This window comes from Janthinobacterium pasteuri (genome assembly GCF_051380775.1).
In the GTDB taxonomy this organism is placed as follows: Bacteria; Pseudomonadota; Gammaproteobacteria; order Burkholderiales; family Burkholderiaceae_D; genus Janthinobacterium.
In genome coordinates this window covers 1-13,670 of sequence record NZ_JBNYXS010000045.1, presented here as the reverse complement: position 1 = coordinate 13,670, position 13,670 = coordinate 1, and the positions used below count along the sequence as shown (strand labels likewise).

At 58.4% G+C, this 13,670-nt stretch carries 29 protein-coding genes; 15 read left to right on the top strand and 14 right to left on the bottom strand.

The window, feature by feature from the left end; all coding sequences use genetic code 11:
• Positions 1-106 precede the first annotated feature (106 nt).
• The 14 genes from ACQ4WN_RS26000 to ACQ4WN_RS25935 all read left to right on the top strand — a co-directional run bounded on the left by ACQ4WN_RS26000 (position 107) and on the right by ACQ4WN_RS25935 (position 6,624).
• Positions 107-727, top strand: coding sequence for a hypothetical protein (locus tag ACQ4WN_RS26000; RefSeq protein ID WP_436554103.1), 621 nt, complete (start codon positions 107-109; stop codon positions 725-727).
• A 116-nt stretch (positions 728-843) separates the two neighbouring features.
• The gene (locus ACQ4WN_RS25995) at positions 844-999 is read left to right on the top strand and encodes a hypothetical protein (protein ID WP_436554102.1); all 156 of its coding nucleotides are present in this window, start codon (positions 844-846) and stop codon (positions 997-999) included.
• A 10-nt stretch (positions 1,000-1,009) separates the two neighbouring features.
• Positions 1,010-1,834: a major capsid protein P2 gene (locus tag ACQ4WN_RS25990; RefSeq protein WP_436554101.1), complete on the top strand. Its 825-nt coding sequence runs from the start codon at positions 1,010-1,012 to the stop codon at positions 1,832-1,834.
• 9 nt (positions 1,835-1,843) lie between these two features.
• Complete coding sequence (locus tag ACQ4WN_RS25985; protein ID WP_436554100.1) at positions 1,844-2,098, top strand: hypothetical protein; 255 nt, start codon at positions 1,844-1,846, stop codon at positions 2,096-2,098.
• Entirely contained in the window at positions 2,098-2,373 is a 276-nt protein-coding gene (locus tag ACQ4WN_RS25980) for a hypothetical protein (protein WP_436554099.1), read from the top strand. Before ACQ4WN_RS25985 ends, ACQ4WN_RS25980 begins: the two co-directional genes overlap by 1 nt.
• On the top strand, positions 2,370-2,762 hold the full coding sequence (locus ACQ4WN_RS25975; protein ID WP_436554098.1) for a hypothetical protein: 393 nt from the start codon (positions 2,370-2,372) through the stop codon (positions 2,760-2,762). The genes ACQ4WN_RS25980 and ACQ4WN_RS25975 overlap by 4 nt, the downstream gene beginning before the upstream one ends.
• Positions 2,759-3,517: a hypothetical protein gene (locus tag ACQ4WN_RS25970; RefSeq protein ID WP_436554097.1), complete on the top strand. Its 759-nt coding sequence runs from the start codon at positions 2,759-2,761 to the stop codon at positions 3,515-3,517. Before ACQ4WN_RS25975 ends, ACQ4WN_RS25970 begins: the two co-directional genes overlap by 4 nt.
• Position 3,518: 1 nt before the next feature.
• Positions 3,519-4,235 (top strand): hypothetical protein, encoded by a 717-nt coding sequence (locus tag ACQ4WN_RS25965; protein WP_436554096.1) that lies wholly within the window; start codon positions 3,519-3,521, stop codon positions 4,233-4,235.
• Positions 4,236-4,883, top strand: coding sequence for a glycoside hydrolase family 24 protein (locus ACQ4WN_RS25960; RefSeq protein ID WP_436554095.1), 648 nt, complete (start codon positions 4,236-4,238; stop codon positions 4,881-4,883). It begins immediately after the preceding gene.
• The gene (locus ACQ4WN_RS25955) at positions 4,880-5,269 is read left to right on the top strand and encodes a hypothetical protein (RefSeq protein ID WP_436554094.1); all 390 of its coding nucleotides are present in this window, start codon (positions 4,880-4,882) and stop codon (positions 5,267-5,269) included. The genes ACQ4WN_RS25960 and ACQ4WN_RS25955 overlap by 4 nt, the downstream gene beginning before the upstream one ends.
• Positions 5,269-5,646, top strand: a complete 378-nt coding sequence (locus ACQ4WN_RS25950) for a hypothetical protein (protein ID WP_436554093.1) — start codon at positions 5,269-5,271, stop codon at positions 5,644-5,646. Before ACQ4WN_RS25955 ends, ACQ4WN_RS25950 begins: the two co-directional genes overlap by 1 nt.
• A complete protein-coding gene (locus ACQ4WN_RS25945; RefSeq protein ID WP_157998737.1) occupies positions 5,646-5,819 on the top strand; it encodes a hypothetical protein in 174 nt (57 codons plus the stop codon). The genes ACQ4WN_RS25950 and ACQ4WN_RS25945 overlap by 1 nt, the downstream gene beginning before the upstream one ends.
• A 12-nt stretch (positions 5,820-5,831) precedes the next feature.
• Positions 5,832-5,996 carry a hypothetical protein gene (locus ACQ4WN_RS25940; RefSeq protein ID WP_208760747.1) on the top strand — a complete coding sequence of 55 codons (165 nt, stop codon included), beginning with the start codon at positions 5,832-5,834 and terminating at the stop codon, positions 5,994-5,996.
• 238 nt (positions 5,997-6,234) lie between these two features.
• A complete protein-coding gene (locus tag ACQ4WN_RS25935; protein ID WP_436554092.1) occupies positions 6,235-6,624 on the top strand; it encodes a DUF6232 family protein in 390 nt (129 codons plus the stop codon).
• Positions 6,625-6,632: 8 nt separating this feature from the next.
• Here the strand turns inward: ACQ4WN_RS25935 and ACQ4WN_RS25930 are convergent, their stop codons facing one another.
• A complete protein-coding gene (locus tag ACQ4WN_RS25930; RefSeq protein WP_436554091.1) occupies positions 6,633-6,977 on the bottom strand; it encodes a hypothetical protein in 345 nt (114 codons plus the stop codon).
• Positions 6,978-7,181: 204 nt separating this feature from the next.
• On the opposite strand from ACQ4WN_RS25930, the gene ACQ4WN_RS25925 reads away from it, so the two are divergent.
• Entirely contained in the window at positions 7,182-7,490 is a 309-nt protein-coding gene (locus tag ACQ4WN_RS25925; protein WP_436554090.1) for a hypothetical protein, read from the top strand.
• Positions 7,491-7,694: 204 nt separating this feature from the next.
• Here the strand turns inward: ACQ4WN_RS25925 and ACQ4WN_RS25920 are convergent, their stop codons facing one another.
• The 13 genes from ACQ4WN_RS25920 to ACQ4WN_RS25860 all read right to left on the bottom strand — a co-directional run bounded on the left by ACQ4WN_RS25920 (position 7,695) and on the right by ACQ4WN_RS25860 (position 13,564).
• Positions 7,695-7,859, bottom strand: coding sequence for a hypothetical protein (locus ACQ4WN_RS25920; RefSeq protein ID WP_208760747.1), 165 nt, complete (start codon positions 7,857-7,859; stop codon positions 7,695-7,697).
• 10 nt (positions 7,860-7,869) lie between these two features.
• Positions 7,870-8,043 (bottom strand): hypothetical protein, encoded by a 174-nt coding sequence (locus ACQ4WN_RS25915; protein ID WP_436554089.1) that lies wholly within the window; start codon positions 8,041-8,043, stop codon positions 7,870-7,872.
• Positions 8,043-8,420 (bottom strand): hypothetical protein, encoded by a 378-nt coding sequence (locus tag ACQ4WN_RS25910; protein WP_436554088.1) that lies wholly within the window; start codon positions 8,418-8,420, stop codon positions 8,043-8,045. The genes ACQ4WN_RS25915 and ACQ4WN_RS25910 overlap by 1 nt, the downstream gene beginning before the upstream one ends.
• Entirely contained in the window at positions 8,420-8,809 is a 390-nt protein-coding gene (locus tag ACQ4WN_RS25905) for a hypothetical protein (RefSeq protein WP_436554087.1), read from the bottom strand. Before ACQ4WN_RS25905 ends, ACQ4WN_RS25910 begins: the two co-directional genes overlap by 1 nt.
• On the bottom strand, positions 8,806-9,453 hold the full coding sequence (locus tag ACQ4WN_RS25900; RefSeq protein WP_436554086.1) for a glycoside hydrolase family 24 protein: 648 nt from the start codon (positions 9,451-9,453) through the stop codon (positions 8,806-8,808). Before ACQ4WN_RS25900 ends, ACQ4WN_RS25905 begins: the two co-directional genes overlap by 4 nt.
• Positions 9,454-10,170, bottom strand: coding sequence for a hypothetical protein (locus ACQ4WN_RS25895; protein WP_436554085.1), 717 nt, complete (start codon positions 10,168-10,170; stop codon positions 9,454-9,456).
• Position 10,171: 1 nt separating this feature from the next.
• Positions 10,172-10,915 (bottom strand): hypothetical protein, encoded by a 744-nt coding sequence (locus ACQ4WN_RS25890; protein WP_436554084.1) that lies wholly within the window; start codon positions 10,913-10,915, stop codon positions 10,172-10,174.
• The gene (locus ACQ4WN_RS25885) at positions 10,912-11,322 is read right to left on the bottom strand and encodes a hypothetical protein (protein WP_436554083.1); all 411 of its coding nucleotides are present in this window, start codon (positions 11,320-11,322) and stop codon (positions 10,912-10,914) included. The genes ACQ4WN_RS25890 and ACQ4WN_RS25885 overlap by 4 nt, the downstream gene beginning before the upstream one ends.
• Entirely contained in the window at positions 11,307-11,576 is a 270-nt protein-coding gene (locus ACQ4WN_RS25880; protein ID WP_436554082.1) for a hypothetical protein, read from the bottom strand. The genes ACQ4WN_RS25885 and ACQ4WN_RS25880 overlap by 16 nt, the downstream gene beginning before the upstream one ends.
• Positions 11,576-11,827, bottom strand: a complete 252-nt coding sequence (locus ACQ4WN_RS25875) for a hypothetical protein (RefSeq protein ID WP_436554081.1) — start codon at positions 11,825-11,827, stop codon at positions 11,576-11,578. Before ACQ4WN_RS25875 ends, ACQ4WN_RS25880 begins: the two co-directional genes overlap by 1 nt.
• A gap of 9 nt (positions 11,828-11,836) precedes the next feature.
• Positions 11,837-12,661 carry a major capsid protein P2 gene (locus tag ACQ4WN_RS25870; RefSeq protein WP_436554080.1) on the bottom strand — a complete coding sequence of 275 codons (825 nt, stop codon included), beginning with the start codon at positions 12,659-12,661 and terminating at the stop codon, positions 11,837-11,839.
• A 10-nt stretch (positions 12,662-12,671) separates the two neighbouring features.
• Complete coding sequence (locus ACQ4WN_RS25865; RefSeq protein ID WP_436554079.1) at positions 12,672-12,827, bottom strand: hypothetical protein; 156 nt, start codon at positions 12,825-12,827, stop codon at positions 12,672-12,674.
• Between the two features lie 116 nt (positions 12,828-12,943).
• Positions 12,944-13,564 carry an ATP-binding protein gene (locus tag ACQ4WN_RS25860; protein ID WP_436554078.1) on the bottom strand — a complete coding sequence of 207 codons (621 nt, stop codon included), beginning with the start codon at positions 13,562-13,564 and terminating at the stop codon, positions 12,944-12,946.
• Between the last annotated feature and the right edge of the window lie 106 nt (positions 13,565-13,670).

The window sequence follows — 13,670 nt, the reverse complement described above, 5'->3', positions numbered from 1 at the left end:
GTGAAGGCGATCAAGTCCGACATTGCGGCGCGTGCGCCTAAGGACGACAGCCTAAGGCAGCAGGAACAGCCGCACGCGCTGCCCGCTGAAACGGTGGCCTAAGGCGATGAAGACAGATCAATCGAATGACGCAAGCGTTATCGCCGTCATCGGCGCTACCGGGTCGGGGAAGGGCGTATTTATCAAGAATTACGCCCTGCGTGACCCGGTAGACAAGCGCCTGGTCGTGTGGGACTACATGCGCGAGTATGGCCCCCTGGTGAACACGTCAAGCGAGCGCCTATCTGACACGATACGCGGCATGGGCGCAAAGGCGTTCCGGCTGGCCTTCGCACCATCCTATGAGGACAAGCTAAGGGCCAAGCAGTTTGACGCCTTCTGTCGTGCTGCCGTCGAGGCTGGCAACCTGCGGCTACTGGTGGAGGAACTGGCATTCGTGACTAAGGCCACGCATGCGCCGGCTGGCTGGAAGATGGCGACCAGCATCGGACGCCACAAGGGTCTAAGGCTGATCGGTGCTAGCCAGCGGCCCGCCCAGGTGGACAAAGCTTTCTGGTCGAACTGTACGGAAATTCATTGCGGCTTCCTGAACTATGAGGACGATCAAAAAGTCATGGCTAAGGCGCTGCAAGTGTCGATAGCTGAAATTCAGTCCCTTAAACCGTTGGAATATATCCACAGAAACGTGCGAACGAAAGAAAATGTTCGCGGATTCGTGAAGTATTAGCAGGTGCCTAAGGCAACCGCCTAAGGCCCGATTTTTGCCTTTGGAAATGGAAAAAAACACTATGAGGACTGCGAACAACAGTTCTCATTTTTTTTTACCAATTTTCTGAGGAAATCATGACTCAATCCGAAATGACCAAACTGGCGATGGCACTTGGCATCCTGTTTGGCGTGTATAAATTCGTGCCGAACCAGCTGGCTAAAGCCGCTGTCCTGGGCGTTGCCGGTGTCATCATCGGTAAGCGCGTGCCTGTCCTCAAAGACGTACTGTAAGGGGCGCGCCATGGGCTTACGCTTGAAATGCCTCCCCTTCAATAACGTTGTCGCAAACGGCGTCGCAACGCTCGATCTGTCGTCCCTGCTGGGCACTACAATCGAACGCATTACCCTGCAATTGGGCGGCACGGCGCTGACGAAAGCCATGTTGACCAGCATTCAGATGAAGGCGAACGGCAAAATCATCTACGACACGTCAGGCGCTCGCCGCGATACCTGCATGCAGTATCGCGGCATCACGGCCAATGCTGGCTTTCTGGTGCTTGATTTCAGCGAAATCCGCAGCAAGACCGAATTGGGCCAGTCGCTGGGTTCGCTCGATACGACCATGGGCGTAACCAGCTTGAAGCTGGAAATCACCATTGCCGGTGCCACGGCCCCTACGTTGCAAGCCTGGGCGGAAGTTGACCGCCCGCAAGTCGATGCCGCGCAGTCGTCCACCCGGCCCTTGATCGCCCGCGTGCACAGTTCGAATCAGACCATCGGCGGATCGGGCCAGTTCTCCATTTCGGTGCCGCATTTTGCTGTGTCCGAAGGTGGCTCGATCTACAAGCGCATCGCCATTTTCTCAGCCAACATGACCGGCTTGCTGATCAAGAAAAACGGCGTCGTGGTGGAAGAGAACATCAAGACCCTGAACGACTACCAGCAACAGGAATACAAAAAAGTTCCGCAGGCTGGCCTGTACATGATGGATTTCATAACCGATGACAATCAAAGCCAGGCGCTGAACACGCGAGACGCGCAGACCATGGAAATCCTCGGCACGTTCTCGGCGGGTGAAACCATCGTGATCGAAGTCGAAGTTCTGGAACCGCTGGGCGTTTTCTAAGGGGCCATCATGGAAGAAGATAACGGCTCAAGCGCGTGGCTTGCTGCGCGCTTTGGTTTCGCGCTCGATACATGGGTAGATCGCCAGTTAGGCGGCGGTCAAACCCTGTACAACAGCGGACAGACCTACGGGCAGGATGAATTCGGAAATGTCTACGTGCTGGGCAAGCCGAACATACCTACCCGCGTAACCAGTACGCCGCAAATGAACCCGCTGTTCGTGCTGTTGCTGGTCGGCGCGGTCATCTTCGTGGCGTCGAAATAATGGCAGCGCCGCAAATGCAGGTTGACCCGTTCGCACAGATGTTTGGCGCGGCGGCGGGTGTGGCCACAAAGGCGCTTGCCGACAATACGCCGCAGACCAGTAACACGAATTTCAGTTCGGGTTATGACGGCTCGGGCTGGGTAGTCAGTACCGGCAGCGGCTCGGCCAGCAATGCACAGTCGCGCTCTGAATTGGGCAACCTGATGGGCATGCTGAAAAATCCCTTGGTGCTGGGCGCGATCTGTGTCGGCATTTACCTGTGGACGAAACGATGAAATTCCAGGCTATTCCACGCGACCATGCACGCCAGTTCGTGGCGTACATGGTCGGGGTGGATAAGTGGGATTGGTCGGGCCTGTGCGGCGTGGACGATGTGATCGGCGGCGGCGATGCCTATGCCGCGCTCGATGCAGACGGCAAGCCTACGATGGCATTCATCGTGGAACAGGTACAGCAAGAACATGGCCGCGAACTGGTCATTCGAGTGGCGTATCAGATGGTGCGCGGGCGCGATCTGGTGGGCGAGGTGCTGCCGGAAATTGAGCGCGTGTTCGGCGTTGGCTGTGACGCGGTGGTGATCTACACGAAGCGCGCCGGGCTGGTGCGCAAGCTGCAAGGTGCCGGATATGGCGAAGCGGCAAAAATCATGCGGAAGAAACTATGAATATCAGAGAGCAATTGCATAAAGTCCGATACGGGCCGATCTGCCGCTTTGGCGGCAGTAAAAGCCAATCGACTGAAAGCAAATCGTCGGTAACAGATAGCCGCTCAATCGTGACAAACACGCTGGACGGTGGCGCGATTGCGGGCGCGTTTGATTTTGCCGGTGAGGCGGCAAAGATTTTCGGCGGGCTGGGAAATTCGGCGGTGCAGGGCAGCATAACGACGACAGGGCGGGCGCTGGACTACGGCGACGCCATTTTCACGACCGGAACGGATGCGGTAACGAAGACGGCCGGAAACGCCATCAACCAATATGCGAACCTGTTCGATACGGCGGCAGACACGATGGCAAGTCAGGCGGACAAGTCACGCACCAGCTATGCCAACCTGTTCGATCAGGCGATGGGGGCGGTGACGCAATCTGCCGGTGCAGTGGCAAGCGGTGCCAAGGAATCGCAAAAAACCTACGCCAACCTTTTCGACCAGTCCCTGAGCGCTGTTACCAGCGGCGCAAAGGATTCGCAGAAAAACTATGCTGACCTGTTCGATAAGTCGCTGGGCTTCGTGGAAAACTCGCAAAAAAACCTGACAACCGCATACGACAAAGCGCAATCGGCGCAGTCGGCTGCCATGGGCCAGTTGCAGGGCGCATACGCCGATGCAAAGGGTACATCCGACTCACAAAAGCAGGTCATCATCGGCGTCTTGGTCGTTGCTGGCCTGCTGGTGATGGCTCCTGTTCTGGCGAAGGCATAGCATGCAATACGACTTCAATTTACCGCCAGGCGGAGCCCTGAATCTGGACGTGAAGGGCCGTTTCTTCAAATACCGTAGCGGTACGGGCGCTATTCGCGTGCGCGCCTCAAAGGGCGGCTACGTCGATCTGCTGCCAGGCCAAGGCGTATGGAGCCTTGATTTTGAAAGCCTAAACGTGCAAGACCGTTCCGGCGTACAAAACACGGGCGTGCTGATCGCGGGCGACTTCGATTTTCATGATGATCGTATTACCGGCACGGTGGACATAATGGACGGGGGGCGCACGCGCACCCTGGCAAACACAGCATTTCTGGCAGATACGGCAATCAGCCCGGGGGCATCCTTCGCCACGTTGCAGCTCTGGAACCCTGTAGGGTCTGGCAAGAATGTGATGCTGGAACAGATGACAATATCAGTGGATGCAGGAACGTCAATTTCAATGTGGGACTCGACTGCGCCGAAGTTGACGCCGGGACAGAATCCATCACCAAAGTTGCTAGGCGGGGCCACGGGCGTGGCGCGCACCTTTATGGATAATCCGGGCGCAGCCTACTCTGGCGTGCGCAATGGCTCGGTGAACTGCCAGGCAAACGGAACATTTGTGTTCCCCATGCGGGAGCCGATTGTAATCCCGCCAGGGCGCGGCTTTGTGGTGCAGTCCGGCACGATCACGACGATTTTGCGCTGCATGTTCGAATTCTTTGAAGAGCCGCTGTAAATGGATATGCGGGTCATCGCCATTGCTGGCGGCGCGGCGTTGCTGTTGCTGTACCTGCTGGACGATGGCCAGGGCGGCGAAAGCGCGAACAGCGCCGATCTGGAAGACATTGGAAATCAGGCGCTTGATTACGGCAGTGAATATTTTAGTGAGGTAGACGAAGTGACAGCACAGGCGAACGAGCGGGCATTCTTGGCAGCGATCAGGGTAGGGGAGGGAACAAGCGCCGGTAACGGCTACTCGATCCTCTTCGGCGGGGCGACGTTTGGCAGCTTTGACGATCACCCGGCCGTGCTGGGCTGGCGCGGCGGCAGCTTGAGCGATGCCATGTGCGCGGGGGCGGGTTTCGGCCCGGGATGCGTATCGACGGCGGCGGGCGCTTTCCAGATCAACAAGCCGACTTGGCTGCGCGTGGGCGGCAAGCTGGGCTTGAGTGATTTCTCGCCAGCAAGCCAGGACGCGGCGGCGCTGGAACTTATAAGAGAAAAAGGAGCCCTGGGCGACGTGCGCGCCGGGCGTGTGGACGTTGCGGTAACTAAGGTTAGCAAGGTGTGGGCATCGCTGCCCGGTGCCGGATATGGACAGGGCGAAGTAAAGCTGGCTGCTTTCGTCAAAAATTACGCAAATGCAGGGGGTAACGTCGCATGAGCAATAGAGATATCGTGCTGGTGGCCGCACTGGTCGTCGGTGCCGTCCTGTACATGAAGCGCGTAAAGGCCGCGCCGACGACGACGGCCCCGAAGGGGAATCAGGGGCAGACCAACAACATACAGGATCAACGCTGGAATGCGCTGGCCAGCGGTGCATGGAAGCTCCTGAAAGACGCGCAGAACAAGGACGGAAGCCCTGCCTTCCTGATGAAAAACTGGCTTGGCCAGACCGTGACAAGCGACGGCAAGCCGGTAGGAGAGGAACTGGGCGACATGTTCCCGTATGCCTACGGCGACGGCATCACCGATAGCATCGACTACGGCGAAACGCCGAACCTGATCGACGGCCTTTTCAAAACGACAAGCGGGATGTGGTGGCAATAATGGACAACATGGAAGCGGTGAAGCTGGCAGCGATCATTGCGGCGGTGGCCGCTGTGATCTACATGGTAAAAAAAAAGGGAGCGGCGGGGGCTGCGGGTGCGGCTGTGGGGGGCGCAATCGTTGATGCGGCTGGTGGCGTGGCCACGGGCATTCTTGACGGCGTGAGCACGGCAATCGGCATCCCGACTACAAGCGAAACCTTGACCGACACAACCGAGTGCCGCGCCTATATGGATGCAAATGGTATCTGGTCATCGCTGGGCAAGTGTGGTGCTCCTGCGTTCATGCGAGCGGTAGATTTCTGGCCTGCCGTCTCGTGGATGCCTGCCGACACTGAGCCGCGCCGGTCAACCTCGATGTTCGATCGGCAAATGTGATGAACCTGTCCAAAGTAATCCCTACGGGGCCGGAAGTCGCGCGCGAGGCGATCATCGTCCTCGGCGGCATCCTGATCGCGGCGTATGTGCTGAGCCGCTTCCCCAAAATCCGTGACTGGGTGGCCGCACAGTCGATAACGGTGAAAGACACGAGCGGCCGCCAACTTTACTAAAAAGGGGAATTCATGAATCGACTGAAAGAGCCGTCCACCTGGGCGGGGCTGGCCGCGCTGTTCCAGCTGGCAAAAATGGTGGTGCCACCGCAGTACCATATCGTGGTCGATGGCGCCACGGCAATGGCGGGCGCGCTGGCTGGCGTGATCGCTGAGAAAGGCCCGGTGGCGAAATGAGCGCCGTAGACCTGTTCCTGTGTATTTCGTCGTCGGGCCTGCTGTTGCAGGGCTGGGGCGCCATGCGCTGGGCCGCGCGCATTGAATCCCGCGTCGAAGCGCTGGAGGCCGCGTAGTGGCCCGCCGCACGCCGCCGCGCAAGGAAAACGGACAATTCCGCAAGCGCAAGAAGAAATAGAAAAGGCCCGCAAACAGCGGGCCTTTTGTTAATATTGAATCTCTTTTCCGGGGAGAAACAATGAGCGGTACAGCAGAAACCACATACTACACAAATGGCAAGGTTACGGTTACAAATGCCCGTTTTATAGTCGGTGACGAAACACATGCAATCAGCGGTATTACATCAGTAAAGCTTGAGGTGAAGAAGCCAAAAAGACTCTTACCGATAGCACTTATTGCCCTTGAGTTCCTTGTGCTTACAAAGGGCCAGAGCTACGATGAATTGTCTATTTTTCACTGGGCAATAATTTTGCTGCCAGGGATATTCTGGCTTTCGCTCCAGAGAACGCACTATACGGTAACGCTTGCAAGCGCGTCCGGACAGAGCCGGGCCTTGAAAAGCCAGATAAAACCGTTTGTAAGCGAAGTTGTAGAAGCAATCAACAAGGCTATTATTCTTCGAGGCTAGAAAAGTGATTAAAGCGCGATGAGCGCCTGGTCGAAGTCATCGAGCCGCAAATCAGTGATTTGCGGCTCTTTTTTTGGTCGGCGCACGGCCAGCTCGATGACGTCGCCGCGCACGATGCCAAGGCGTGGGCCAAGGGCCGTCATGTTCATCTGGCGCCGAATGTCGGCTTGCTCCATCTGGCGCAGGCGCATGTACTCGGGAACCCACCACGGCACGCGCTGTTTGCCGCTGAGCCAGTCGCGCACGGTGCGCTCGTCGCGGCGCAGGGTACGCGCCAGGTCGGCCAAGGGGGTGCCCATGGCGTAGTGGGCAAACTCGGAAGGGTTGCCGTATCGCAGGTTTGGGAATCTCATTTGTTATTTTTTGATTATGGAAATCGAATACCATAAATCGGTATTGCGATTTCCATATTGAGGAGAACGGGGATTTTTTCAGGCCCGGTGAACACTTCGCATAATTTATATTATGTCAAACGCTGCTAATTGGAATAGATGGGGCGATAGTCGACACTATTTTAAATGCCATATTCTCATGCATTTAAATTATTATAGTTCCCCATGACCACTAAACCCAAACCCCGCCGCAAGCTCAAACCCCCACCGCCTGTCGATTACTTCTCCTACCAGCTACGCCAGCCAGCAATCGACCTCTTCGGCGAAGTCGCCGTGATCGAGGACGATCTATACGACTGGGTGGCCTCCGTGGCGCCGCTACACCTCAGCCCCCGCGCCTTCGCCAACTATGTGCGCGGCTACGACGTTGCAGCCAAGGTGCGCCATGCGAAGCTGCACGGCTTGTTTGACGCCATCAAGGAACGTCCGTCCCGCCCTTGGCATGCGCGCCTGGCCATGCACGCCATCATGTAAAAAGGCCCGCTGTTCGCGGGCCTTTACTATTTTTTCTTGCGCTTGCGGAATTGTCCGTTTGCCTTGCGCGGCGGCGTGCGGCGGGCCACTACGCGGCCTCCAGCGCTTCGACGCGGGATTCGATGCGCGCAGCCCAGCGCATGGCCCCCCAGCCCTGCAACAGCAGGCCCGACGACGAAATACACAGGAACAGATCGACGGCGCTCACTTCGCCACCGGGCCTTTCTCAGCGATCACGCCCGCCAGCGCGCCCGCCATTGCCGTGGCGCCATCGACCACGATATGGTACTGCGGTGGCACCACCATTTTTGCCAGCTGGAACAGCGCGGCCAGCCCCGCCCAGGTGGACGGCTCTTTCAGTCGATTCATGCATTTCCCCTTAGTAAAGTTGGCGGCCGCTCGTGTCTTTCACCGTTATCGACTGTGCGGCCACCCAGTCACGGACCTTCGGAAAACGGCTCAGCACGTACGCGGCGATCAGGATGCCGCCCAGTACGATGATGGCCTCGCGTGCCACTTCAGGCGGCGTAGGGATGATTTTGCTCAGGTTCATCACAGCTGCCGATCAAACATAGGTGTTGAGCGGCGCGGTTCCGTGTCTTTGGGCATCCACGACACGGCAGGCCAGAAATCGACCGCCCGCATGAACGCGGGAGCGCCGCATTTGCCCAGCGATGACCAGATGCCGTTTGCATCCATGTATGACCGGCACTCGCCCGTGTCCGTCAGCGTCTCGCTCGTCGTGGGAATGCCGATTGCCGTGCTCACGCCGTCAAGAATGCCCGTAGCCACGCCACCAGCCGCGTCAACGATTGCGCCCCCCACAGCCGCACCCACATCCGCCGCCGCTCCCTTTTTTTTTACCATGTAGATCACAGCGGCCACCGCCGCAATGATCGCTGCCAATTTCACCGCTTCCATGTTGTCCATTATTGCCACCACTGTCCGGAAAGGGTCGGGAACAGACCGTTAATCAGGTCTGGCGTTTCGCCGTAGTCGACGCTGTCCGTCACGCCGTCGCCGTAGGCATACGGGAACAGGTCGCCCAGCTGTTCGCCCACTGGCTTGCCGTCGCTCGTCACGGTCTGGCCGAGCCAGTTTTTCATGAGAAAAGCCGGACTGCCGTCTTTGTTCTGCGCGTCTTTCAGGAACTTCCACGCGCCGCCGATCACTGCATTCCAGCGCTGGTCCTGCACATTGTTGGTCTGCGCCTGGTTGCCCTTCGGGGCCGTCGTCGTCGGCGCCGCCTTGACCCGCTTCATGTACAGGACGGCGCCGACGACCAGCGCGGCCACCAGCACGATATCTCGATTGCTCATGCGACAGCACCCCCTGCATTTGCGTAATTGCTGACGAAAGCGGCCATCTTTACCTCGCCCTGGCCGTAGCCAGCGCCCGGCAGCGATGCCCACACTTTGCGCACCTTATTGGCGGCGATTTCCACCCGGCCAGCGCGCACGTCGGCCAGCGCGCCTTTTTCGCTGATCAGTTCCAGCGCCACCGCGTCCTGGCTGGCTGGCGAGAAATCGCTCAGGCCCAGCTTGCCGCGCACGCGCACCCATGTTGGTTTGTTGATCTGGAAGGCACCCGCCGCCGTCGATACGCAGCCCGGGCCGAAACCCGCCGCCGCGCACATGGCATCGCTCAAGCTGCCCCCGCGCCAGCCCAGCAAGGCCGGGTGATCGGCAAAGCTGCCGAACGTCGCCCCGCCGAAGAGGACTGAGTAACCATTACTGGCGCTCGTTCCCTCCCCTACCCTGATCGCGGCCAAGAATGCCCGCTCGTTCGCCTGTGCTATCACTTCGTCTACCTCACTAAAATATTCACTGCCGTAATCAAGCGCCTGATTTCCAATGTCTTCCAGATCGGCGCTGTTCGCGCTTTCGCCGCCCTGGCCATCGTCCAGCAGGTACAGCAACAGCAACGCCGCGCCGCCAGCAATGGCGATGACCCGCATATCCATTTACAGCGGCTCTTCAAAGAATTCGAACATGCAGCGCAAAATCGTCGTGATCGTGCCGGACTGCACCACAAAGCCGCGCCCTGGCGGGATTACAATCGGCTCCCGCATGGGGAACACAAATGTTCCGTTTGCCTGGCAGTTCACCGAGCCATTGCGCACGCCAGAGTAGGCTGCGCCCGGATTATCCATAAAGGTGCGCGCCACGCCCGCTGCCCCGCCCAGCAACTTTGGCGATGGATTCTGTCCCGGCGTCAACTTCGGCGCAGTCGAGTCCCACATGGAAATTGACGTTCCTGCATCCACTGATATCGTCATCTGTTCCAGCATCACATTCTTGCCAGACCCTACAGGGTTCCAGAGCTGCAACGTGGCGAAGGATGACCCCGGGCTGATTGCCGTATCTGCCAGAAATGCTGTGTTGGCCAGGGTGCGCGTGCGCCCGCCGTCCACCATATCGACCGTTCCGGTGATACGGTCATCATGAAAATCAAAGTCGCCTGCGATCAGCACGCCCGCGTTGTTTCCGCCGCTCCGGTCCTGCACGTTCAGGCTGTCGTAATCAAGGCTCCAAACGCCCTGGCCCGGCATCAGATCGACGTAGCCGCCCTTCGAGGCGCGCACGCGGATAGGGCCAGCGCCACTGCGATACTTGAAGAATTTGCCCTTGACGTCCAGATTCAGGGCGCCGCCTGGCGGTAAATTGAAGTCGTATTGCATGCTATGCCTTCGCCAGAACAGGAGCCAGAACCAGCAGGCCAGCAACGACCAGCACACCGATGATGACTTGCTTTTGTGAGTCGGAAGTACCTTTTGCATCGGCATACGCGCCCTGCAACTGGCCCATGGCCGCCGACTGCGCCGATTGCGCCTTGTCGTAAGCGGTTGTCAGGTTTTTTTGCGAGTTTTCCACGAAGCCCAGTGACTTATCGAACAGGTCAGCATAGGTTTTCTGCGAATCCTTCGCGCCGCTTGTCACCGCGCTCAGTGATTGGTCGAACATATCGCCATACGCAGTGCGTGACTTGTCGGCCTGACTGGCAAGCGTGCTTGCTGCTGTATCGAACATATCGCCGTAGGCGGTGCGCGACTTATCCGCCTGGCTGGCCAACGTGTCCGCCGCCGTATCGAACAGGTTCGCATATTGGGTAATGGCGCTTCCGGCCGTCTTCGTCACGGCCCCGGATGCTGTCGCAAAAAGGCTGTCGCCATAGTCCAGCGCCCGCCCGGCTGTCTTCGTGTTGCTGTCCACGGCAGCACCGGCCAGATTGCCCAGTACCTTGCCCATATCCCCGGCGAAGTCAAACGCGCCCGCAATAGCGCCGCCGTCCAGCGTAGTTGTCACGATGGAACGGCTGTCCGTTACCGACGACTTTGTTTCAGTCGACTGGCTCTTGCTACCACCAAAATACAGTGGCAAAATGCCAAAGCAGAACAGCGCTTTCCAGAATTGAATAATGCTCATTTGTTGATTGCCTTCCGCATGATTTTTGCCGCCTCGCCATATCCGGCGTTTTGCAGCTTGTGCACGAGCCCTGCCCGCTTCGTGTAGATCACCACAGCGTCACAGCCAGCGCCGAACACGCGCTCAATTTCCGGCAGCACCTCGCCCACCAGATCGCGCCCGCGCACCAGCTGGTGCGCCACGCGGATGACCAGTTCGCGGCCATGCTCGTAATGCACCTGCTCCACGACGAAGGCCACCGTGGCCTTGCCATCCGCATCGAGCGCGACATATGCTTCACCGCCGCCGATCACATCGTCCACGCCGCAAAGGCCCGACCAGTCCCACTTGTCCACCTGGACCATGCGCGCCACGAACTGGCGCGCTTGGTCTTCGGGGATGGCCGCGAAGTTCATCGCTTCGACCACAGATAAATGCCGACACAGATCGCGCCCAGCACCAGGGGGTTACTTAGCATACCCATGAGGTTCCCCAGTTCCGAACGCGACTGCGAATTGGTGGCCGAGCCGCTGCCGGTGTTGACGACCCAGCCCGACCCGTCATAGCCGAAGCTGGAACTGGTGGAGCTTGTCTGGTTCGTCTTGTCGTCCAGCGCCTTGGTAGCCACGCCAGCGGCGGCGCCAAACGCCGCTGAATACGGGTCTTGAGGTACGCCAGCCATTATTTCGACGCCACGAAGATGACCGCGCCGACCAGCATCAGCAGGAACAGCGGGTTCACTTGCGGCGTGCTGGTGATACGAGTTGGCGTATAAGGCTGGCCCAGCGGGTAGACGTTGCCGAATTCATCCTGCCCGTAGGCTTGATTGCTGCTCAAGGTTTGGCCGCCGCGCAACTGGCGGTCTGTCCACGTATCAATGGCGAAACCGAATCGCGCAGCAAGCCACGCGCTCGTGCTGTTGTCTTCATCCATGATGATTCCTTAGAAAACGCCCAGCGGTTCCAGAACTTCGACTTCCACGACGATGGTTTCACCAGCCGAGAACGTGCCGAGGATTTCCATGGTCTGCGCGTCTCGCGTGTTCAGCGCCTGGCTTTGATTGTCATCGGTGATGAAATCCATCATGTACAGGCCCGCTTGCGGAACTTTTTTGTATTCCTGCTGCTGGTAGTCGTTCAAGGCCTTGATGTTTTCCTCGACCACAACGCCGTTTTTCTTGATGAGCAAGCCCGTCATGTTGGCCGAGAAGATCGCGATTCGCTTGAAGATCGAGCCGCCCTCAGCCACAGCGAAGTGCGGTACGGAAATCGAGAACTGGCCCGAGCCGCCGATGGTCTGGTTCGAGCTATGCACGCGGGCGATCAGGCCGCGCGTGGACGACTGCGCCGCATCGACCTGCGGGCGGTCAACTTCCGCCCAGGCTTGCAGCGTCGGCGCCGTAGCACCGGCAATGGCAATTTCCAGTTTCAGGCTGGTCACTCCCATGGTGGTATCCAAGGAGCCAAGGGACTGGCCGAGTTCGGTCTTGCTGCGGATTTCGCTGAAATCGAGCACCAGAAAACCGGCATTGGCCGCGATTCCGCGATACTGCATGCGGGTATCGACACGGGAACCCGCCGTGTCGTAAATGATTTTGCCGTTCGCCTTCAGCTGGATACTGGTCATCATCGCCTTGGTGAACGACGTGCCGCCCAGTTGCAGGGCGAGGCGCTCGACAGTCGTGCCCAGCAGGGACGACAGGTCAATCGTTGCAACGCCATTGTTGACGACGTTATTGGCGGGGAGGCATTTCAAGCGTAAGCCCATGGCGCGCCCCTTACAGTACGTCTTTGAGGATAGGCACGCGCTTACCGATGATGACACCGGCAACGCCCAGGGCAGCGGCTTTAGCCAGCTGGTTTGGCACGAATTTATACACGCCAAACAGGATGCCGATTGCCATCGCCAGTTTGGTCATTTCGGAATTAGTCATGATTTCCTCAGAAAATTGGTAAAAAAAAATGAGAACTGTTGTTCGCAGTCCTCATAGTGTTTTTTTCCAATTCCAAAGGCAAAAATCGGGCCTTAGGCGGCCGCCTTAGGCACCTGTCAAAACTTCACAAATCCGCGAACATTTTCTTTCGTGCGGACGTTTCTGTGGATATATTCCAACGGTTTAAGGGACTGGATTTCAGCTATCGACACTTGCAGCGCCTTTGCCATCACTTTCTGATCGTCCTCATAGTTCAGGAACCCGCAATGAATCTCCGTGCAGTTCGACCAAAACGCCTTGTCCACCTGGGCGGGGCGCTGGCTAGCGCCGATCAGCCTTAGACCCTTGTGGCGTCCGATGCTGGTCGCCATCTTCCAGCCTGCCGGGGCGTGCGTGGCCTTGGTCACGAACGCCAGCTCTTCCACCAGTAGCCTAAGGTCGCCAGCCTCGACGGCAGCACGGCAGAAGGCGTCAAACTGCTTGGCCCTTAGCTTGTCCTCATAGGACGGCGTGAAGGCCAGCCGGAACGCCTTTGCGCTCATGCCGCGTATCGTGTCAGATAGGCGCTCGCTGGACGTGTTCACCAGGGGGCCGTATTCGCGCATGTAGTCCCACACGACCAGGCGCTTATCTACCGGGTCACGCAGGGCGTAATTCTTGATAAATACGCCCTTCCCCGACCCTGTAGCGCCGATGACGGCGATTACGCTTGCGTCATTTGATTGGTCTGTCTTCATCGCCTTAGGCCACCGTTTCAGCGGGCAGCGCGTGCGGCTGTTCCTGCTGCCTTAGGCTGTCGTCCTTAGGCGCACGCGCCGCAATGTCGGACTTGATCGCCTTCAC